This is a genomic window from Paenibacillus sp. BIC5C1 (assembly GCF_032399705.1).
Classification (GTDB): Bacteria; Bacillota; Bacilli; order Paenibacillales; family Paenibacillaceae; genus Paenibacillus; species Paenibacillus taichungensis_A.
In genome coordinates this window covers 2662897-2683507 of the sequence record NZ_CP135922.1, presented here as the reverse complement: position 1 = coordinate 2683507, position 20611 = coordinate 2662897, and the positions used below count along the sequence as shown (strand labels likewise).

The 20611-nt window shown below is 46.1% G+C and carries 18 protein-coding genes; 3 read left to right on the top strand and 15 right to left on the bottom strand.

Annotated features, from left to right (window positions below; all coding sequences use genetic code 11):
- Positions 1–53: 53 nt before the first annotated feature.
- The gene (locus RS891_RS12420; RefSeq protein ID WP_315795427.1) at positions 54–2048 is read left to right on the top strand and encodes a beta-galactosidase; all 1995 of its coding nucleotides are present in this window, start codon (positions 54–56) and stop codon (positions 2046–2048) included.
- A gap of 92 nt (positions 2049–2140) precedes the next feature.
- Here the strand turns inward: RS891_RS12420 and RS891_RS12415 are convergent, their stop codons facing one another.
- The 4 genes from RS891_RS12415 to RS891_RS12400 form a co-directional block, all read right to left on the bottom strand.
- Positions 2141–4051: an AraC family transcriptional regulator gene (locus tag RS891_RS12415; protein WP_315795426.1), complete on the bottom strand. Its 1911-nt coding sequence runs from the start codon at positions 4049–4051 to the stop codon at positions 2141–2143.
- A 206-nt stretch (positions 4052–4257) separates the two neighbouring features.
- Positions 4258–6807: a beta-mannosidase gene (locus tag RS891_RS12410; protein WP_315795425.1), complete on the bottom strand. Its 2550-nt coding sequence runs from the start codon at positions 6805–6807 to the stop codon at positions 4258–4260.
- Between the two features lie 255 nt (positions 6808–7062).
- Positions 7063–8088 carry a LacI family DNA-binding transcriptional regulator gene (locus RS891_RS12405; protein WP_113052477.1) on the bottom strand — a complete coding sequence of 342 codons (1026 nt, stop codon included), beginning with the start codon at positions 8086–8088 and terminating at the stop codon, positions 7063–7065.
- 201 nt (positions 8089–8289) lie between these two features.
- Positions 8290–9237 (bottom strand): DMT family transporter, encoded by a 948-nt coding sequence (locus RS891_RS12400; protein ID WP_315795424.1) that lies wholly within the window; start codon positions 9235–9237, stop codon positions 8290–8292.
- A gap of 165 nt (positions 9238–9402) precedes the next feature.
- Between RS891_RS12400 and RS891_RS12395 the strand changes: the two genes are divergently transcribed.
- Positions 9403–10278: a LysR family transcriptional regulator gene (locus RS891_RS12395; RefSeq protein ID WP_113052479.1), complete on the top strand. Its 876-nt coding sequence runs from the start codon at positions 9403–9405 to the stop codon at positions 10276–10278.
- 21 nt (positions 10279–10299) lie between these two features.
- Here the strand turns inward: RS891_RS12395 and RS891_RS12390 are convergent, their stop codons facing one another.
- The 6 genes from RS891_RS12390 to RS891_RS12365 all read right to left on the bottom strand — a co-directional run bounded on the left by RS891_RS12390 (position 10300) and on the right by RS891_RS12365 (position 15295).
- A complete protein-coding gene (locus tag RS891_RS12390; protein ID WP_315795423.1) occupies positions 10300–10782 on the bottom strand; it encodes a tetratricopeptide repeat protein in 483 nt (160 codons plus the stop codon).
- Between the two features lie 184 nt (positions 10783–10966).
- Entirely contained in the window at positions 10967–11824 is an 858-nt protein-coding gene (cyoE, locus tag RS891_RS12385) for a heme o synthase (RefSeq protein WP_315795422.1), read from the bottom strand.
- 158 nt (positions 11825–11982) lie between these two features.
- Positions 11983–12549 (bottom strand): hypothetical protein, encoded by a 567-nt coding sequence (locus RS891_RS12380; RefSeq protein WP_113052482.1) that lies wholly within the window; start codon positions 12547–12549, stop codon positions 11983–11985.
- Between the two features lie 235 nt (positions 12550–12784).
- On the bottom strand, positions 12785–13138 hold the full coding sequence (locus tag RS891_RS12375; RefSeq protein WP_113052483.1) for a DUF3243 domain-containing protein: 354 nt from the start codon (positions 13136–13138) through the stop codon (positions 12785–12787).
- A gap of 115 nt (positions 13139–13253) precedes the next feature.
- A complete protein-coding gene (locus tag RS891_RS12370) occupies positions 13254–13808 on the bottom strand; it encodes an MFS transporter (RefSeq protein ID WP_315795421.1) in 555 nt (184 codons plus the stop codon).
- Entirely contained in the window at positions 13805–15295 is a 1491-nt protein-coding gene (locus RS891_RS12365) for an FAD-binding protein (RefSeq protein WP_315795420.1), read from the bottom strand. The genes RS891_RS12370 and RS891_RS12365 overlap by 4 nt, the downstream gene beginning before the upstream one ends.
- Before the next feature lie 84 nt (positions 15296–15379).
- Between RS891_RS12365 and RS891_RS12360 the strand changes: the two genes are divergently transcribed.
- The gene (locus RS891_RS12360) at positions 15380–15568 is read left to right on the top strand and encodes a hypothetical protein (protein ID WP_099852957.1); all 189 of its coding nucleotides are present in this window, start codon (positions 15380–15382) and stop codon (positions 15566–15568) included.
- A gap of 160 nt (positions 15569–15728) precedes the next feature.
- On the opposite strand, the gene RS891_RS12355 is transcribed toward RS891_RS12360, so the two are convergent.
- The 5 genes from RS891_RS12355 to RS891_RS12335 form a co-directional block, all read right to left on the bottom strand.
- Positions 15729–16658, bottom strand: coding sequence for an NAD(P)/FAD-dependent oxidoreductase (locus RS891_RS12355; protein WP_315795419.1), 930 nt, complete (start codon positions 16656–16658; stop codon positions 15729–15731).
- 197 nt (positions 16659–16855) lie between these two features.
- Complete coding sequence (locus tag RS891_RS12350) at positions 16856–18487, bottom strand: S-layer homology domain-containing protein (protein WP_315795418.1); 1632 nt, start codon at positions 18485–18487, stop codon at positions 16856–16858.
- A 151-nt stretch (positions 18488–18638) separates the two neighbouring features.
- Entirely contained in the window at positions 18639–19241 is a 603-nt protein-coding gene (locus RS891_RS12345) for a nitroreductase family protein (RefSeq protein ID WP_315795417.1), read from the bottom strand.
- Between the two features lie 140 nt (positions 19242–19381).
- A complete protein-coding gene (locus tag RS891_RS12340; RefSeq protein WP_315795416.1) occupies positions 19382–19627 on the bottom strand; it encodes a hypothetical protein in 246 nt (81 codons plus the stop codon).
- A 172-nt stretch (positions 19628–19799) separates the two neighbouring features.
- The gene (locus tag RS891_RS12335) at positions 19800–20576 is read right to left on the bottom strand and encodes an acyl-[acyl-carrier-protein] thioesterase (RefSeq protein WP_315795415.1); all 777 of its coding nucleotides are present in this window, start codon (positions 20574–20576) and stop codon (positions 19800–19802) included.
- Between the last annotated feature and the right edge of the window lie 35 nt (positions 20577–20611).

The window sequence follows — 20611 nt, the reverse complement described above, 5'->3', positions numbered from 1 at the left end:
GCTTGAGCGTGCATGAAAATCATTTTGTTCCAGACCAAAGGAGAGTAACATACATGAACCAAAACCGACCTATTCAAATGGGTGTTGATTATTATCCTGAACAATGGGACCCTAATCTGTGGGAGCAGGATGCCCGATTAATGGCCGATAGTGGTGTACGTATTGTACGAGTGGGTGAATTTGCCTGGAGCCGAATGGAGCCTGCCGATGGACAATTCGATTGGACATGGCTTGATCAGGCGCTCGATATCCTTCATCGCAATGGGCTTCAGGTGGTGATCGGTACACCAACGATGACACCACCACGCTGGCTCACTGAAAAGTGTCCTGATATTCTGCCAGTCTTGGCAAGTGGACAGTTATACCATGAAGGAGTCCGCGGCCACCGATGTTATAACAGTCCGAGCATGCGAACGTACAGTGCACGAATTGTTCAGAAGCTCAGCGAGCGATATGCAGGACATCCGGCTGTGATTGGATGGCAGACTGATAATGAATTCAGTTTCACGGATTGCCAGTGTAATGCTTGTTCAGAGGCTTTTCGCGAGTGGGTTCGTGCCCGTTACATTACACTAGGGCAGCTCAACCAGGCTTGGGGTACTGTTGTCTGGAGTGGAGAATACAGCGATTGGGAACAGGTGACGCCACCCTATGGCGGCTCTCCATTTCAGAATCCTTCGTTCCTGCTGGACTATTCCCGTTTTCAGTCGGATTCCATTGTGGCTTTTCAAAGCATCCAAATCGAGATCATTCGGCATAACTGTCCCGATCATTTTGTCACTCATAATTTTCACAGTTATCCGCAAAAGGCAGATCAATATAAAATCGGTCAGGATCTGGATTTCGCTTCTTTTGATTACTATCCCAACCCTTCACCTAACAAAACGGACACCGCACCTTATAGTGGCGCTTTGTCATTAGATCTGACACGAGGCATCAAACGCCGCAATTTCTGGATTATGGAGCAGCTTAGCGGACCTCCGGGTTGCTGGTTTCCAATGTGGCGTACACCCCAGCCCGGCTTCTTGCGTGCTTACTCATGGCAGACTATTGCCCGTGGAGCGGATGCTGTCGTGCATTTCCGCTGGCGCAGTGCCACTATAGGAGCAGAACAGTTCTGGCATGGACTGATTGATCACAGCAATGTTCCAGGGCGACGGTTCAAGGAGTTTCAGCAACTGTGTACCGAAGTGAACCGCCTGAGTGAACGCCTGCAAGGCTCTACATTGCAGAACGAAGTCGCCATCCTGCATTCACACGATCAGCTAAACGCTCTACGAATTCAGCCACAGGCGAAAGGACTGGAGTACTACGAAAATATAAAAGTATGGCATCGTGCCCTGACCAAATGGGGAATCAGTACAGATGTTATCCATTCCTCGGAAGCGCTCGATGGCTACAAAATCATCATCGCTCCGCACTTGTATCTGCTGGACGAGAACACCGCGGAACGCCTGCAAGCTTTTGCAGCGGATGGTGGCATATTGGTCTTAACGCATCGGACCGGTGTCAAAAACGATAACAACGTCTGTGTCATGGCGCCACTTCCAGGTATGTTATCTGCTTGCTCTGGCGTACGTGTAACCGAATATGATCCCGTCGGTGATGACCAAATTCAGATTCGGGATGAAAAGGGCAACACATATGCTGCCTCACTATGGGCTGATGTGTTGGAGCTGGACACGGCACAGCCGATTGCGGTTTATGCGGATCAATTTTATGCCGAAAGTGCGGCTGTCACCCAAAACAACTGGGGTAAAGGTACTGTCTATTATGTGGCGACCCAACCGGATGAAGCTTATCTGAGCCAGTTATTGCGAACCATCGCTGAACAATGCGGCCTGACCGGGATTCAATCCCTGCCAGACGGTGTCCAGGTGACAACCCGCTCAGGACCGAATGGAACGTTTCGTTTTATCCTGAACTTAAGTCCTGAATCTGTCTCCATTCCGTTACAATCCTCATATAAGAGTGCACTGGACGGAAATATTAAAGGCACTCATTTGGAACTTGGCCCCTATGATATCGAGATCTTGGAGATACAATAACAAGTAGCTTCTATGCAGCTAAAAAAATGAAAAGGCCCGGGTATGCACATTAAGTGCCCCGGGCTTTAGGTTAATTATCAGAAACAGCTAACTCATTGTGTTTGCTTATTCATTTTGATAATCCATTCAGCCAGATCCTGTGTCTGTTTCAGGAGAGCAATCGGGTCACGGAACCAGGACTGCTCTTCCGTCCATATGTATACTCTTCCATTTTTGACAGCAGGTAATGAACCCCAGACAGGGTCTGCTTGTAAATCTTTAAGCTTTGATTTACTGGTCAGTACAATATAATCCCCAGCGTATTTGGAAAGCAGCTCAATTGAGAATTCATGATACGCCCCTTGCATTAACTCGGCAGGTATGGCTGCAGGTGCTTGCAGACCAAGCAACTCGTAGATGTTACGCCCGCCACGACCCGATTGATTACCAAATATAAATACTTGGCGATCATACTCTTGCATCACGGAGAATGTAGTATCTGCCGGAACGACATCTTTCACTTCCTGTTTTATTTTAGCAATCTCTTGATCGAATTCCGCCAGCCATTGCTTCGCCTCAGCTTCTTTGTCAAGTACTTCACCAAAATAGTTGACCTCATCCTTCAACGTTGGGAATGTAATGGATGCGACAGAGACGGTAGGTGCAATCTTGCTGTATTTTTCAAAAGCCCCCTTGTCCGGATTCAATGTAATAATAAGATCTGGTTCCAGCTCCATCAGCTGTTCAATGGAATCACCGATCGTTTCAAGTCCATCCAGATGCCCTTCCAGATAAGGGCTATTCATGAGAAATTGTCCTCCAGCAATGGGTTTGACACCAAGGGCAAGGACTGTTCCCAAATAATCAATTGCAGCGACTCGCTCTGGATGTGCAGGAATCTCTACCTCTCCAAAGGTGGTATTTACGGTTTTCGTTTCCGCAATTGCAGGTTGTTCGGTTTCAGTTGATGGTTCCGGCGATCCTGCCCCTTGTCCGGTTGTTCCACAAGCACTTAATGTAAGTACAAACACAAGTGACATGATGGCTGATCTTAATTGGTTAAACATGTTGATTTCCTCATCTCCATTATATTGATAATGATTATCATCATCAATTAAAGGATAACGTTCTGTTTCTTCCGATACAATGGATTCATTTGTTGCATTTACTGTACTTTTTGAAACTCTATTCATGTCTTCTCGCTGCTTCAAACGATACTGTCCTGGTGTAATTCCCATCTCTTTCTTGAATATGCGATTAAAATAAAAGGGGTCCGGATAACCCACATACGTTGCAATCTCTTGTAATGAAGCCTCCGTAGCAGAGAGTAGAGCCCTTGCTTCTCCAATCCTTAACCGGATCAAATATTCGGTCGGCGTAGCACCAATCTGTTCTTTGAACTTGCGCGACACATATTGCGGGCTGTAATTCAAAGACTGAGCGAGTGAATCAAGCGAGATCGATTCACGAAAATGCGTTGTGATATAGCGTAAAACCTGATCCGTTAACGAGAGCTGCTCACCTTCATTTTGCATCCGAATCTGCTGATTCAATACAAGCTGTATCAGTTGAAAGAAGTACCCTTTCACCTGAATTTTGCCCAGTTGATCCTGTCCATTCCAGCAATCATGTATATTCTGAACAAGTTCATGCAACTGTAGTGTATTATCTGGCTCTATTCCCCACGATCGCTCGAAGGGATTGTTCTGTAACAGCATCATTCGGTAGTCCAGAAGAACGTTCGAGGGCAGTGTTGATTTATAGAAAATCAGATATGCCTCAATAACTCCGGTTGCTTCAAGCGCCATCCGCCTTCCTTTGCCTCCGTGCACTAACAGAAATCTGCCTGTAGACCATACTTCGTTATCTAACCAGATCTGTCCCCTGCCATTCACATACACAAACGCACTGGTTGGTAAGATATAATTTTGAAAATTTTCGTTTGTTGTTAATGATATAAGACGGACATCAAGCACGCGTACCTGAACCTGATCCCACAGCTTGATATCCTCCTGAATCCCCATATAGACTCCCTTTCCTAAGCGATGGAACACGCCCAATGGTCAACAATTGTGACAAAGAACCCACCTATAATTGATAATGATTATCAATTATAGCAATGTTGGTTATAACTTTGAAGTCCGTTTTCATTTTGGAGCTTATAAAAAAACAAAAAACCGTCGAAATCCCCCTATGGGAGATCTCAACGATTTTGCTGCTTCGTCTATAATTACAATTTGATAAAATCAGCCATGGAACGAACCTGGATGACCCCCGCCTTGGAGACAGCACCATCAGACACTTGCATATCCTCTCTAGATGTAAACTTGACCTTCACCGGAATGCCAGGAATGAGGTCGAAGAAATTGTCCGAGAACACCCCTTCTGCCTCAGTAGAAATCCATACTTGTTTTGCAAGCACATCACTTTCCAGAACCAGATGCACGCCATCATTCTCGGTAACTTCGGTTACTTTAATTTGTGCGGGTTGCAGTGCAATGTCCTTGGATGGTGCAAAATAATGCTCCTGTGCGATGTCGGCTGCTCCATCCTGCTTCAGATCAATACGCAGCAATGTTGTTGCAGCATCGCGGCCTTCCAGCCATTCCGCCTGGCTCAATGACAGCACCTGTTGACCAGAGTTGGATGCCAGAGCGACTTCATGCTCTTCCTCACGATATACTGTGCCATCAAAGCCAATCAGGCGTACCTTGAGTTTGCCTTTCACAGGTTCAAGCTGATCCGAGATTAGATAAATATCCGTCACATCTTCCTTGGTACCATCTACCGATACCAAGATATCGCTGAAGCTGCGTTTCGCGTAATATTGCAATGCTTTCCAGCGTCCAAAGTAATCCATCCCCGCCCATGAAGCCACCGGCCAGCAGTCGTTCATCTGCCAGTAGAGCGTTCCCATACAGAACGGTTTGCGACGACGGTGGGCCTCAATGGCTGTTTTCATCGCCTCAGCCTGAAGCACTTGGCTCATATAGAGGAAGGATGGGAAATCCTTAGGTTCATGCATGTACATATCCATGTATTGTTTGATCAGACGATTACCTGCTCCGTTCTTCTGATGCGCCAGCATGACTTCAGACTCCAATGCCAGATCCTTTTCCTCCGCATACTTGCGAACCGAATCATACTCAGGGAAGGACTGGAAGCCATACTCACTCATGAAGCGTCCAACATGAACGTTGTAGTTCTCAAAGGGCTCCACATTATGCCACACACCCCAATAGTGGATATCCCCTTCTGATGTGGATGGGTGAGCATGCTGTTTCTCGTCTCCCGACAGTGATACCAGTGGTGAAGAAGGCCAATAATCCACACCAGGAGCATAGGCTTCCACCACTTCCGGCAAAAGATCATGGAAAATAGCTTCGTAATCCGCCCAAATGCGTTCTCTTTGCTCCGCGTTGTAATCTTTTTTCCAGCCCCAGCCGCCATCCTCAATGTAATGTGCCCACGCTGAATCAATCTCGTTATTACCACACCACAGCACGATGCTTGGATGATTACGCAGACGTTTCACATTATCGATCGCCTCATGCTTCACACTGTTCAGGAAAGCCTCGTCTCCAGGATACATGCTGCAAGCAAACATAAAGTCCTGCCATACGAGCAAACCATATTCGTCACACAACTCGTAGAATACGTCTTCTTCATAGAAGCCACCACCCCATACACGGAGCATATTCATGTTCGACTCGGCAGCAGATACAATCTCATGCAGATAGCGCTCACGTGTCACTTCTGTTATGAAACTGTCGTTGGGAATGTGGTTGGCCCCTTTAGCAAAGACAGGAACTCCGTTTAACTCAAAATAAAAGGATGCTCCCGCTTCATCTTTGTCCCGAACCAGACGAATGGAACGAATACCCGTTTTGACTGTGGACTCGGCCACAGCCTGTTCGCCCTGAATCACATCCGTATGGAAAGAATACATATGCGGGTCACCCAATCCACGGCTCCACCATAGCTTCGGCTCAACAATAGAGATTGGAACTTCCACAGTCTGTACGCCTGGTTTCAGAGTTACTGCCTGCTCCCAGCTCTGTTCATCCGTTCCGATTCGAATGATTGCTTCTATGGATTGCGAAGTCTCTACTTCCACGATTGCAGTGAGAGAAGCGGAAGAAGCGGTTACTTCATTTTGTTGAATGAATACATCATTAATTCGTACGTCCGTCCAGCCTTCAAGGCGTGCTTCACGCCAGATTCCACTGGTTACAAAACGTGGACCCCAGTCCCAACCATAGTGATACGGGGCTTTCCGTGCAAAAATACTCACTCTTTTGTCCCCTAGTCCCCCCACGTCAGATTGATCATTCGATGCAGGCAGAGCATATCCGAGCTTCTCCAACTTCGGCAGATCTTCATTGATCGGCGAACGAAAACGTATTCGGAGAACGTTGCCACTTGCCTTTACAACAGATTTCACATCGACTGTCCACACCCGGAACATATTGTCTGCCGACAACACATGTTGTTCATTCACGTAAACATCGGCATATGTATCCAGACCATCAAAGACCAGCTCCAGATGCTGCTGGGACAGCAATGCTTCATTCACATCAAATTCCGTGCGATACTCCCAGTCTTTCTTATCGACCCATTGAATTTCCTTTTCGTTAGTTCCATAGAAAGGGTCCGGTATTTTACCCAGTTTCAGCAAATCCGTATGCACACAGCCGGGTACGTGAGCCGGCATCCATTCCTGTTCCTCCCAAGCCTTGAACGTCCAATTCTGAAAAGTCTGCGTTTGTATTTTGCTCATGACAGCCTCCGTTATCATTGAAGTAGTTTTAGAAAAACATTTTGTTAGTTTTTGTTATTATAAAAATAAATAACTTACAAAACAAAATTAACACGTTATACTCAATTCAGTCAATCTGTTTTGTGGATTATTAAAAAAAACATATCAGATAACAAAAAAAGACATGAAGCCCGATCTCTCCATGTCTTTTCACCCCAAGTTTATAGTGTAATGACGGGGTTATTATTAACATTTCTAAATTCACGTTCATTAGCTTCACGTTAAAATAGCGTTGAACTCATCACGAATAATTAATTCCGAATAGATCAGCTTTCTTTCAAAAGGCCCGTCCGGATGTTCCATACGCCACAATAACTGGTCCACCGCACGTCTGCCCATATTCTCCTTATCGATATGCACCGTAGCAAGAATAGGCTCTTCTGTACGGGTATTATCGAATCCGGTTACTGCACAGCGCTCCGGCACCTCAATGCCCCTGCTTTGGAGTGCACCAATCACAACAGCGGCCATGTGGTCGTTGGCACATACCATCACTTCTGGGATATCCTCCATCTTCATGGCGACAATCGATTCCCGAATGTGATCCAGATCAGGACCCAGCAATTCTGCCTGCTGCGAAACTTGCAGCTGCATCTCTTCCAATACCGAACGATAACCGAGCCATCGCTCTCTGAAACTGGCTGCATCAGGCAATTCACCAGCAAACTGTAGCCGTCTGTAGCCCTTTCCAACGAGCATCAGCACCAGTTCCTGCATGCATTTCATATTATCTGTAAATATCGTGTCTCCATGAATTGCCGGGTCTTCATGATCAACCATCACAAGTGGAATGTGCAGTCGATAAATCTCAAGCAATACGGATGTGGAGATGGAACCTACGGTAATAATTCCGCTGATGGCTTCGGGATTCAACACCGAAAACATACGATCCGAGGAAGGTTCCGTCAAGGTTAGGATATCCATGCCCTTCTCATTCAAGCGTGCAGATATTCCGTCAAAGATAGGACCCCAGTACAGGGAGGAACGATTCTGCGAACGAATGTTAGGAAACAAGATCAGAATAGTCCCCTGTCTATCTATCTTCATCTCCTGTTCAGCAGGGTTTTCCACCAGATATCGTTTCGGTTCAGCTTTGAAATATCCGAGCTGTCCTGCCGTCCTGACAATCATCTCCCGGGTATGTTCACTGACACCAGGTTTACCGGTCAACGCACGAGAGACTGCGAATTTGGATACCCCCGCAGCATCGGCAATTTGCTGCATGGTTACTCTTTTGGCCATCCTTCTCACCCGTTTTTCCTTTATTTTTCATTTAGTGTAGCATAAAAAGAGAGATTCAACAAAACAAGTTATGAAAATTTTCGTTTTGTTAGGTTGAGGATTTGTTATGGATTCTGAAACTTCCCCGGATAAATAATAAAAAAAGTTCCGCCACCAGCTTCAAAAAGAAGTTAATGGAAGAACTCTTGCTTTATTTCTAAATTATACGCCCGGTGCTCCCTGATCTCCCAGTTCGGTCTGTATTGCCGTCCGCTTTCTTCGCCAGAATACCGGATAAGGGATTCTGATCTCTGTAATCAGAACACCAATGAGCATCAGTGCTGCCCCCGCATACCCTTGCAATGTAAGGGACTCTCCTTGAAAGGTAAACGCAAATGCTGCTGCAAACAGTGGTTCAAGCGAAAAGATCAGACTTGTTCGCGTTGGTGAAGCATGCCGCTGGGCCAGAGTCTGCAAAATGTAACCAATGCCGCTGCACAGTACTCCCAGACCCAGAATGGCTGCCCAAGATTGAGGTGTGTCAGGTAAACGTGGTGTCTCCAGCACAAATGTAGCAGCCAGCCCCCACAGGGCTGCAACGCCCAGTTGCACCGTCCCCAGCGTTAGTGGATCATGCTTCGGCGTATACTTGCCAGCAATCATAATGTAGATCGCGTACATTAACGCTGCGAGAATGCAAAGGATATCCCCCATATGCAGACTAAGCTCATGTTGAAGTGTCAACAACGCGAGCCCAATTACCGCCACAAGAATACTTATCGTTAACCGCAAGTCTGGCATTCGTCGATGCAGAATTGTCGTCAGGATGGGCACAAAGATCACTGCCAAACTGATCAAAAACCCTGCCTGGGAAGCCGTTGTGCGCTGTACTCCATAAGTGATAAATACAAAGGCCGCGAATAACGCTGTTCCCATAATAGCCCCTGCTGCAAGCGTTCCTCGATCCATTCTGAACAGTCGCCGATAGAAAAGGACAGCTGCCGCAATAAAGGCAATTCCAAACCGGAAAGCGACCAGATTCAATTCCTGCATGGACTCCAGTCCTGATTTCATAAATAGATAGGATGATCCCCATATTACCGTTGCGAGCAGCATCTGCAAATCCGCTTTTCTTGATGCCTGACCTTGTGGTGCACGTACTCCGTTCATCTTGCTTCTACCTTCATTCTATGTATTTTAATCTATCCAAGGCTCTGTCGAACTAACTCGCCTTGGCAAGTATAAACGATCTCTTTGCATTATAAAAATGAATATTTATAATAGAACATATGAAATAAACTCATGTATTAAATGAAGAGAGGAACGAAATCTTTCATGTCATTGGTCAAATACGAAATTTTGAATGCCGTAGTGGAATACGGCAGCCTCACCAAAGCAGCAGAAGCATTGAATATTACCCAATCAGCGGTCAGTCATGCCATCGCCAGTCTGGAGACCGAGTGTGGTTTTTCGCTGCTGAATCGCGGCCGCTCCGGTGTACGACTTACTGCCGAAGGGGAACGGATTCTGGGCTATACTCGTGAAATTCTGCGGTGGACCGAACTGATGAACCAGGAGATTTCATTGATTCGCGGCGCCGAGATTGGAACCGTTCGTATTGGCACATTCGCCAGTGTATCCACGCAGTGGCTGCCTGGCATCCTGAAGCAATTTCGCCTCGGTCATCCCGGAATCGAAATTAAGCTGTGGGAAGGGGACTACGCAGAAATTGAAGGCTGGCTGGCTGGAGGTGCCATCGATCTTGGCTTTCTGTCCCTTGGCGACTCTTCGCCTTTTGAGACGATTCCATTACAAAAAGACAGGATGATGTGCATCCTGCCTCTGGAACATCCGCTCGCTACGGAGAAGTCTGTCTCATTTGATGTACTGCTGGAACAGCCCTTTATTTTGCCTAAATGGGGCGGTGATAACGAAATCGAACGGTTAATTCGGCAACATGCAGCCAAATTGAATGTCGTCTATGAAGTCGCCGAAGATCAGGCCATCATGGCAATGGTTCGAAACGGTCTTGGTATCAGTCTTTTACCTGCAATGGTTCTTCAACACCATACGAATGAGCTCGCTCTTGTTCCACTCACAGGAGATCCTTATCGTACCATTGGCATCGCTTGCCCATCTCTCACCAATCTGTCCCCCGCTTCCCGTCGGTTCATTGAAGCGGTACAGGAATGGCTAACCCCATCGTTGTAATTGGTCCTCCGTTGACTCAAGCTATTCCCATACTCGATCCAGTTGATCTGCATAGAAACGGATGGCTCTGCTGTAGTCGCTTATTCCCTTATCCCTTGATGTATCAGCCAGTTGTACCAGCAACCGCTTCATTGCCTCCGCATGCTCACCCAGATTGTAGAGCACCATGGCAAGAAAAACTTCAAATTCCCGGTTCTCCGGGAATTCACTTAACCCCTTTTCAAACCAGGCCTTCGCCTGCTCGTACTGCCCCAGAGTCCGATACGTGCTGCCAAGTCCAAGTATGGCACCTGTCCTGTCCTCAACCGGAAGCCCAAGACCTAGAGCCTTTTCATAATGGGGTACCGCTTCACGCTCCAGTCCCAGTGAATCATGAGCCCAAGCGAGCTGGTACCAAACCTCTGCATTGTCCGGTTCCTGTAATGCCAATTCCTGCAGCAGCTCTATCGCCTCCTGCATTTTCCCCTCCGTCCTCAAGAGGATAGCCTGCTGTAAATCATTCATCTACTCCACTTCCCATTCTTCCAAAATCATTTTCCATAGTATAATTATAGCAAAAAAGCACCCCTAGAAGTATGGCCGGAACAACCAGAGGTTGTCCAAGTCTATTCTACAGCGTGCTTTTTCGTAAGATGTCTGCTACTTTGGCATCTTCATGTTCGAACATTTCACAAAAATGATGAAACGCTTAGGACCAGGTTGTGTTTACCACCATTACAATGAATACAACCATGAGATAATTGACAGAGATCAGAAAGTTAACTTTTGCCCATTTCTCATTATCCTGAGTTTTCAATCCGCTTAGTGTATGAATCAACCAGATCAGACTACCAATGGCGGATACGAGCAGAAACACAAGTCCAACGTAGTTGTAGTAATACAACAGAAATACAGCAGGAAGCAACAGAAACACGTAAGGAATCATCTGCACCTTTGTACGCTTCACACCTTTGACTACCGGCAACAGTGGGAAACCGGCTGCACGATATTCTTCCACTCTGCGAATCCCGAGTGACCAGAAGTGAGGTGGCTGCCACAGGAATAACAGCGCAAACAGCAACCAGGCACCTGCATCAATCTGATTGGTTACCGCACAATAACCGATTACAGGCGGCATCGCCCCCGCAATTCCACCCAATGACGTACTCCAGGTCGAGCTGCGTTTCAGCCACATCGTGTAGATCACGATATAAGCAAACCATCCGAGGAGTGCCATCCAACCGGATAACGGATTGACCAGGAAGTACAGCAGCACAAAACCAACCACACCAAGAACAATTCCATACCCCAATACAAACTTGGGTTTAAGATGATTGATGTAATCAATCCGTTTTTTGGTACGCTCCATCTTCTGATCCAATTCACGATCCCAGTAGTTGTTAATGACACAAGCCGAAGCGATGACCAAGGTTGATCCAATCAACACCATGAGCAGAGATATCCACGAGATATCCCATTTTGAAGCGACCCAGAACCCTACCGCTACCGCAAACACATTCAGCCGCAAAAGTCCGGGTTTCGTTAACGCAATCATGTCTTTAAGCATGAGAAGCCTCCTGAACTATGTAAAAACACCATTCCTATAATGATACATGTACATACCATGAATTACAATCTCCTTCATGAATTTGTCATAACCAAAAAGCATCCCTGCCGGTTCAATGGAACCGGAGGAATGCTTAACCGTTGCATTCTGATCTAATTTTATGGAATGTACTGCTGTACAATTTTGGTCACTTTGCCGTCCTGCACAGTGAGGTGATACGGGAATACGGACAGATCGATAATATTGGTATTCTCATACAAGGATTCGAACTTGCTGAGCGCCACTGATTCATTCCATTGAATGTTGGTACCCGACACTGTACCATCACGATCATACAACTGCATCAACACTTCAGCATCAGCACTTACTTCTACCTTTTCCTGCTCTTTGCTATCATTAACAATATAATAACCATCAGGAGCACCATCTATACCGGAGTCCGGATTGCGTTGTTCAAAAACTTTATCAGCCTCAGCACCTTGGTACCAGCCAATCTTGTCTACAATCAAGTACAATTTACCATCCTCATGCTGTATGTCCTCCACATACGCTGTAAACATCTCAGAGTTTGCAGCCTGCGCTTCTTTGGCAGAAGCCTGTACAGAGTCCCTGCTCCCCTCAGCGTTCGCTGGTGTAAGCAAATATGTAGCAAGTACAATCATGCCAAGCAATGCAACAGCCGCACCCAGCATTCGTAATTTCCATTGTTTCGCCGCGTTCTTCATAGGCAGCATCTCTCCTTATTATGAACGTTACTATTCCTTAACCGGAAGGCTTTCTCTTCAAACGCTCATATGAATATTTAATCTTTCTTTCTACTATCCCTATCATACTGGGTATACACGCTGCAAAAGTATCAGCCAGATGAAAAATAGTTACAATAGGTGTCATCAAAAAGAGACCCCGAATGCAATGGCATCCAGAGTCTCTATTGGCTTAGCTTTTAGTTTCAGCTCGATCTTAATGATTCGGGGTTGAACCTTGTGCCAGACGCACTAGCATATGAGCCAGCATATGGCGCTCTTCCTCTTTCCCGACATTCCACAGTTCTTGCAGCAACTTCTCCTCACGGTTACGCGGCTCTTCCCGGGCAGCCAAATAGTCGGCTACTTTCTCGGCAATTTTGGCCATCTGCTCCTCACCCAGTCCAATCGATTCTCCCATTGCAATTCGTTTGCCCAGATATTCTTTGAAGGCATCAAAATTCTGTAAAATCTGTTCCCGTTCCTCCGGCGCAATCTTATCAATCGCATTGTCTACTTTGTCAGTTGAAACTTGGCCATCTTTATGGATAACATGATTTTGTTCATTCATCTGAAAAACCTCCTTGAGAATACTCGCTATGTGGAATGTAAGCAAAATGCTTTTTCATACCAGGTTATCTATAATATAAACTTCTCACCGGAGATTAATCAGACATTTCTATCCTTTATTCATCTACTGTTTCCTCAGAAATGCTTCGTAATCGCCAGACTGCTAGAGCTCCCCACATATACAGTATGGCACTCAGATAAAATAATACATCGATCGTCAGCCAATCAATCAGCACACCGCCAATAATAACCGCAAATCCTGACGCGGCGGATGTCCAGAAATGATAGTTGCCTACAGCTGATCCCCGCTGCCCAGCAACCGTATAATCGGCGAGCAGCACCCGTTCACTCATCCGCTGCATCGCATTGCATATGCCCATCATCATTTGCAGCAGCAGCACCCAGATGTAGGATATGACCCAAGGGAATGCAATCATGGCTGCGGCCATCCCTACCGAACTTACAATGAGCCACTTCTTGGCGTGTCGATCCATCCGGGAAGCGAGCCATTGTGAAGCAGCAGCCGAGCTGATTGTAAATACGGCAAAGGCAAGCCCATATTTGGAGAAGCTGTTACCCAGATTTTTGAGAAACAAAAGATAATACGGATAAATCATGCCCGAAGCGAGCGTAACAATAGTTTGAGATCGAACAAGCCACTTGATATTCATAGATGATTTCCTCCATACTGCTCCATAAAATAGTTCATAAAAAGATGATTGGGGTCAACTTTTTCTTTGGCTGCAAAAAACTCACTCTTTCGTGGATAAGCCTGTTCGAATTGCTCTGAAGTTGCATAACCTGCATAGGGCAGATAATATGTTCCGTTATATCGAAGGACGGCATCTATCAGCTGCTGCATACTGTCTTTGAACTTCCCTTGTTCTTCCTCGGACAATGAAGCGTGAAATAAACAGACAAGACCGAACATATCGTGTGTTGCATAGGAAAGTACAGCTTCTTCATCATGTTTCACATACCTGACTGTAATGTTAAGCAGATCCAATTGCTCCTGGGATACAATCTCACCCATCTCCTGAACAAATGCGGGAAAGGCATCAACCGGAATAAAATATTCCTGCAGCAAATCATTTTCACCGGGCTGATGATACTCCATGAAGGCAGACGCAGAAGCCATCGCATTGTTGCGGCTAATCATCTTGCCATCCTGTGACTCGAAGTACCGCTGTTGAAGCGGCCAAAACCAGGCCCGCCCCCATTCGAATTCACGGTTCAAATTGAACAGGAGTTTGCTGGGAAGCACGCCACTTTCACGTTCATCCAGATGATTATAATCTTCCAGTGAAGCCGTTGGATCAGAGGCATAATTCAATGCGTACATCTCGTGAAAGTAGCCTTCACCGGGCTGAACTGAAATTCGGGCCAGATGCATTCGCATCATCGGGTCTCCCAGGATATTCTTTTGAAAATAAGACGGGTAGTCCTCAACCTGCACCTGCTCAGTTGTGAGACGATAGACTTCGTCATCCGTTAACTTCAACGTAACGTCCAGAATCACGCCAAACAGTCCGTAACCCCCGAGTACAAGCGGGAAAAGCTCTGCATTCTCGCTGCGACTAACTTGCCTAATTTTACCATCTGCCGTCAAGAGATGAAAGGAATCGACACTTTCAATTAAGGAACCTTGATGAAGCTCTCGACCGTGTGCATTCACACTGATAGATCCGCCTACAGTGAAAATATTTTGGGACTGCATATTTTTGACCGCCAATCCATATGGGATAATGGCTCGCTGTACGTCAGACCAGGTCGCCCCAGCCTGCACACGTACCTTTTTGGCATCGGTATTAACTTCCAGCACTTTGTTATACGAAGTCATGTCTATGACAATGCCATCTTTATAGTAGGTGTGCCCTCCCTGACTATGGCGCTGCCCGGCAATAGATATCGTTAGATTTCTCTCTTGGGCGTCCTGAAGCAATTCAACGAGCTGCTGCTCTTCATGGCCTTCCACTACACGTTCAACCTTAACCGGATGAAGACGGCTGTAGTCGGTAATCAGATATGGATTCTGATCATCGCTATCCGTTCTCCAATATGTCCACACACATAAAACAAGAAGTAACAGGAGCATGCTCGTTTTTTTGAACAGATGACCTCCTCCTCCCCTAACACATAACGTTTCAATTTGATTCAATTGGTTAATCGTTTACATATAGATTATAAGGATTGGATATGTTAAGGAACACCTTAAACATACCTGAATAAGGAGGGATTTTCCATGAATGAATATAAAAAAGAGCGAAAAAACAAAGATCTTGAGCCAGGTGTTAATACAATTCTACACCCAGATCCGGACAATCCCGGCCCAACCGACATGATTGAAGAAGCCGTAGGAGAAATCGTAGACAATATTACCCATCCTCACAAAGGCAAAACGGCCGAGACCCGCGATACAAACAGCAAATAAATTAATTCAGTCCATCCTTATAGAAGCGGTTTACATGTAACGCAAAAAGTCCTCCAACCTTAGTCATAACGGTCGGGGGACTTTAAATTTTTTTCTATCGAGAGGAGCTTTTCACCATCTGCATTTGAATATGCATCTTAATCTGCTTATTAATTTGTGTTTAAATCTGATTCACCTTGTTTTCCTTTTTCATCTGTTGCAATGCCTTGTGAATCCAGATCGCAGCAATCGAACCTTCGCCCATGGCAACCGTAGCTTGTTCCGCATGCAGACCCAGATCCCCGGCAATCCATACATTAGGCGCGGCCAGCATACTACGCGGGTTGGCTTCCACGTGTTTATTATCCGCAATGACGGCTCCAAGCTGCTCTGCCAGTTCATAATGTACACGATTGCCTCCAAACGCAATGAATCCACGCTCTGACTCATAAATCTGTCCATCTTCCGTCAGTACACCCGTAATATGACCATCTTCCATCTGTTGCACTTCTTGGACGGCGGCCTCAAGGTAACGAACTCCTGCCTCTTTCATGCTTCGATGAAGTTCAGCGGAGATTGGAGACTGCTCATGGTTGATATACAATAACTCATTGGTACGTTGAATCAAAACCATAGCCATGTTTGCACCGGCTTCGCCTGCACCCAGCAATATCGTGCGCTGATCCTGAATCTCATATCCATCGCAATCCGGGCACACATATACTGTTCGTCCCAACGTAGGCCTCAATCCCGGAATGGCCGGTATCCTGTCCGTTAGTCCAGTTGCCAGTAAGACTGTTTTTGCCATATATTCAGAGCCGGAAGAGCCGAACAATTGAATCTGTTCTCCCCGGCGTCCTGCCTTAATTATACGGTCTTTCTCAAAAGACACTCCAGTCTGTTCTGCCTGCATTCTGCCTTTGGAGCGCAGCTCTTCACCAGATACTCCTTCAGGAAAACCAAGAATATTATGATAGGTTCGGCATAACGTTGACCTGCCTTCTCCTGCGTCCACTACCAATACCCGATGGGAAGAATAACGACCCATCTGAATAGCTGCCTGAAGTCCTGCGAGTCCTCCACCTACTATGATGCAATCATACTCTCGCATGCTCCATCTCCCTCCTATGCTTCTATCTCTTCTATGTTATTGGACAGTTCACTATCCTTCTATCCATTTACACCGTTCAACCAAAATCAAACGTGATCCATTACAACTTAGCTTTTACCAAAATAAAACAACCCAAACCATCCGTCTGAATAACGGTACGTTTGGGTCGGTTTTAGGAAGGATTATAATACCGGAATTTAGAAAATGTATGATTCAAATCGTGAAGCATTCGAAATGGCATTCCATACATCTGCCGTCTCTCCGCCCATATACCAGTATGCCAATCCCGCAATGTTACGTTCTCCGCTCATCATTACTTTCGCGGATAATGAACGACTGTCCTCTGCCCATATATATCTCGGTGTCCCATTACTGTTGTAGCCGATGATATATTGGACCAGATCTGCATCCCATCGTCTCACGGAACCTGAAGCTCGCGCACGAGTTCCCTGTTCTGCCAAAGTGATGTCCCATGAACTGGCTGCCGGATTAACAGAAGACCAATCCCGTGTATATAAAGGCAGGGCGAGAATTGTTTTGGCGCGAACTACCTCAGCGAGCATCGTATCCAAAGCCCTTTCAACCCAAGGAAGAGATGCCACAGACCCTGCTTGCGGATCGCCGTTCCAGTGCTCCTCATAACCCATTAGTACCATGTAATCCGATATGGCGCCCAATTGCGCATAATCAAATGCATCGGTCCAGTCTGTCCCCAGGTCGGGTGATACATCCACGGATACAACAGCGCCCAGTGCGTGCAAAGCCGTTGTCAGGGAAGTAATAAATGCAGTCATTCCTTCACGATCAGCTGGCAGTACGTTTTCGAAATCCACGTTAATGCCATCCAGTTTATATGTTTTCACAAAAGAGGTGACCTGTGAGATCACTGAAGCCCGGTTGGCTGAGCTCGATAACATCTGGTGAGTAAGGTCCGGGTTCGAACGATTGCCTAGCAATGGCCATATCTGTCGGTCTGTAGCAGCTGCCCAGGATAATAGCGACGTGTCCGTAAGATCTGTGACTTTCATGCTGCTATTCAGGAAAAACCAACGGGGAACCAGTGTATTTGCTTCCGATTGTTCAATCTGTTTCTTGAACTCAGCTGTAGAGGCGTTATATTGCCATCCTAGCTGAATACCAAGCTGATCCTCGCTTTTCAGCTGATCTGACCAGGTTTTCTTTTGCAAAATGGCATCCAGCATCACTGCTGCCTCTTCTCTGGTCACTTGGTCATGCGGGCGAAACTTGCCATCACTGCCGCGCATCAAACCAAGCTGATATACAGTCTGCACATAAGGACGCGCCCATTCGGATATCTTAGCTGCATCGTCATACGTGGATGACAGGAGATTCGTTGATTTGGAGGATTGTTTCAGCATCCTCACCAGCAGTGCAGCCGCTTCTTCCCGCGTAATGGAGGCGTTTGGCTGGAACACGCCCTGACTCTTGCCCTCAAGTATGGAAAGATTGGTCATGGCTGCAACGTTACCGTAGTACCAAGCGCTCATGCTAACATCGTTATAAGGATTAATATTGTTTTTAACAGGTTTCAAACCTAGCAGTCTCACAGCAAATGTTGCAAATTCAGCACGAGTGACTGCCTTTTTGGGTTCAAACGTATTCTCGGAGGTTCCAGCAGCAATTCCTGCCTTGACGAGATGTGCAATCGCATCCTTGGCATAACTGGAGGTTGTATCCTTGAACCCCTGCTGTGTCGCTGCTGCCTGAGCTGTGGATTCACCGATGGAGATTGATCCTATCACTAGTACACCGCACAAAATAGCATTCCATAGCTTTCGCCGGGTACGTTTGTTTATTCTATTATTCACATCAAAAAGCCTCGCTTCATTGGAGTACGATCTACATCATCGTATCAAATTGAAGCGAGGCCGTATGTGGTTAAATATTGGGAAATTCGATGAACCAGTGCTCCTCCATTTTTTTATGAATCGAGGTCACATTCGGCTTCTGGCAAAAGTCTTACTTGTGTACTTTTACACGTTGTTCAATCGGTTGGAATTCTTTCTCGCCTGGTGTTGCTGTTGGTTTGCCGAATGGCATTTGAGCGATCAGTCTCCAGTTCTCCGGAATGTTCCATTCCTGTTTGACCTTCTCGTCAATCAACGGGTTATAGTGCTGCAGGGAAGCGCCCAGACCTTCTTGTTCCAAAGCAGTCCAGATCACCAGTTGCAACATACCGTTGGATTGGTTCGCCCAGATCGGGAAGTTATCCGCATAAGCTGCAAAATTTTGTTGAAGCTGCGCAATCACATTGTTGTCTTCGAAGAAGAGTACTGTACCGTATCCGCTTCGGAATCCAGCCATTTTCTCAGCTGTGGATTTGAAGGCTTCTTCATTTCCTACCACTTCACGCAAAATTTCTTCCGTGTGATTCCACAGTTTGTCGTGTTGTTCACCGAGCAATACTACGGCACGAGATGTTTGTGAGTTGAATGAAGTCGGAGTGTATTTTACCGCTTCTTCCACGATTTCCTGAATTTTAGCATCCGAGATTGTGGATTCCTTATTGATTCCATAATAAGATCTTCTGTTTTTCAACGCTTCAAAGAAAGATTTAGACACAAATATTCGCCTCCCAAAATGGTATTTCCTAAGTTGCCAACATAGTAACTATAATATAGTAACATACATTAGTAAACAAACTATTTTATACTCACTTAGTGTACATTTATTCGTTTCACATAGCTATTGCATGATTCTGATCACTTGGACTCGCGGTAATCTGCTCGATATTTCTCTTCCGATGACGAATTGCTCTTGGTTTGATCCTTATTCTTCTCTTCCTGCTTCTCCATATTCAGATCTTCCATCGGAATGGGGTCCACCGTCTGCTCTTCTTCATGCCGGTCAAGCAAAATTTCCTGCTCTGTTGGATACTGCTCTGGATTATCATGGGAACGATCCTTATGTGTATCCTTGTTATTTTGATCCGGTGTGCGCTCTTTCATTCGTGGTTCCTCCTCCGTTTTCATTTACCCTTCTTTTACCTTTTCTGTCTGACTTCTAAACACGGAGCAAATATGAGATGAACGTGACAGGGGCATCTATCTCTGCGTCAAATAGAAAAAAAGCCAACCAGAACGGACTGGTTGACTTCATCTACTTGAATTCAGTTCCATTTTATTGATCACTGGGCGAAGCAATGAAATCTCCGAGAGTCAATTTGGCTTCAAAAATAATGCTCCCATTCTCTTCAGCCAATCTTCCCCGGACCCACACAGCGCCCTCAGTAACCTCTGAACGCTCAACAATCATTTGCTCCTGCATACGAATCTCACGATGATATGAAATTTGCAGACGGATCATACCTGAAGCCAGTTCATCCAGTGTTAATGCATCACAACATATGTCTGCATACCGGGCGTTGTTCATATGACCATTACTATCTGTGCTGCTGTATTGTACAGTTAGACGATATTTTTCCTGCAAGCTGAGTTCAGAGGGGACCGTCACTTTAGCAGGAGCTTCACCTAAGGATAAATCGGGATGCGATTTCACTTCAAAAGGCAAAGCTGATGGTCTGACGACTCTGCGTCTCTTTAGATCGACCAACGTCCAAGCCGTGCGAGCCTCAGACAGATGTGTCCCCTCTCGATCTGTGAGGATATAATCCCTTAACCATGTCACACCTTTATTTTCTTTATGCCATGTCTGCAAGGATACTTCTTCTTCCAATCGGGCTGGGCGCATGATCGTGACATCTGTCGTTAATAGCATCCAGCCCAATCCCTGATCCAGCATCTGCGATACGGTAACTCCCATGCCTGCTAAATCGCGGTCTGCTGCCAACTGCATATGTTCCAGTAAAGCAGATGCACGACATTGTGATCTGTAATCGGCATCTGCTGATCCAACTCGGTAACCAAGCTTGAATGGTTGTTCTTGTTCAGATTGCATTCAGTAACCTCCTCAGGCTGTGCAGCATGTAAAAT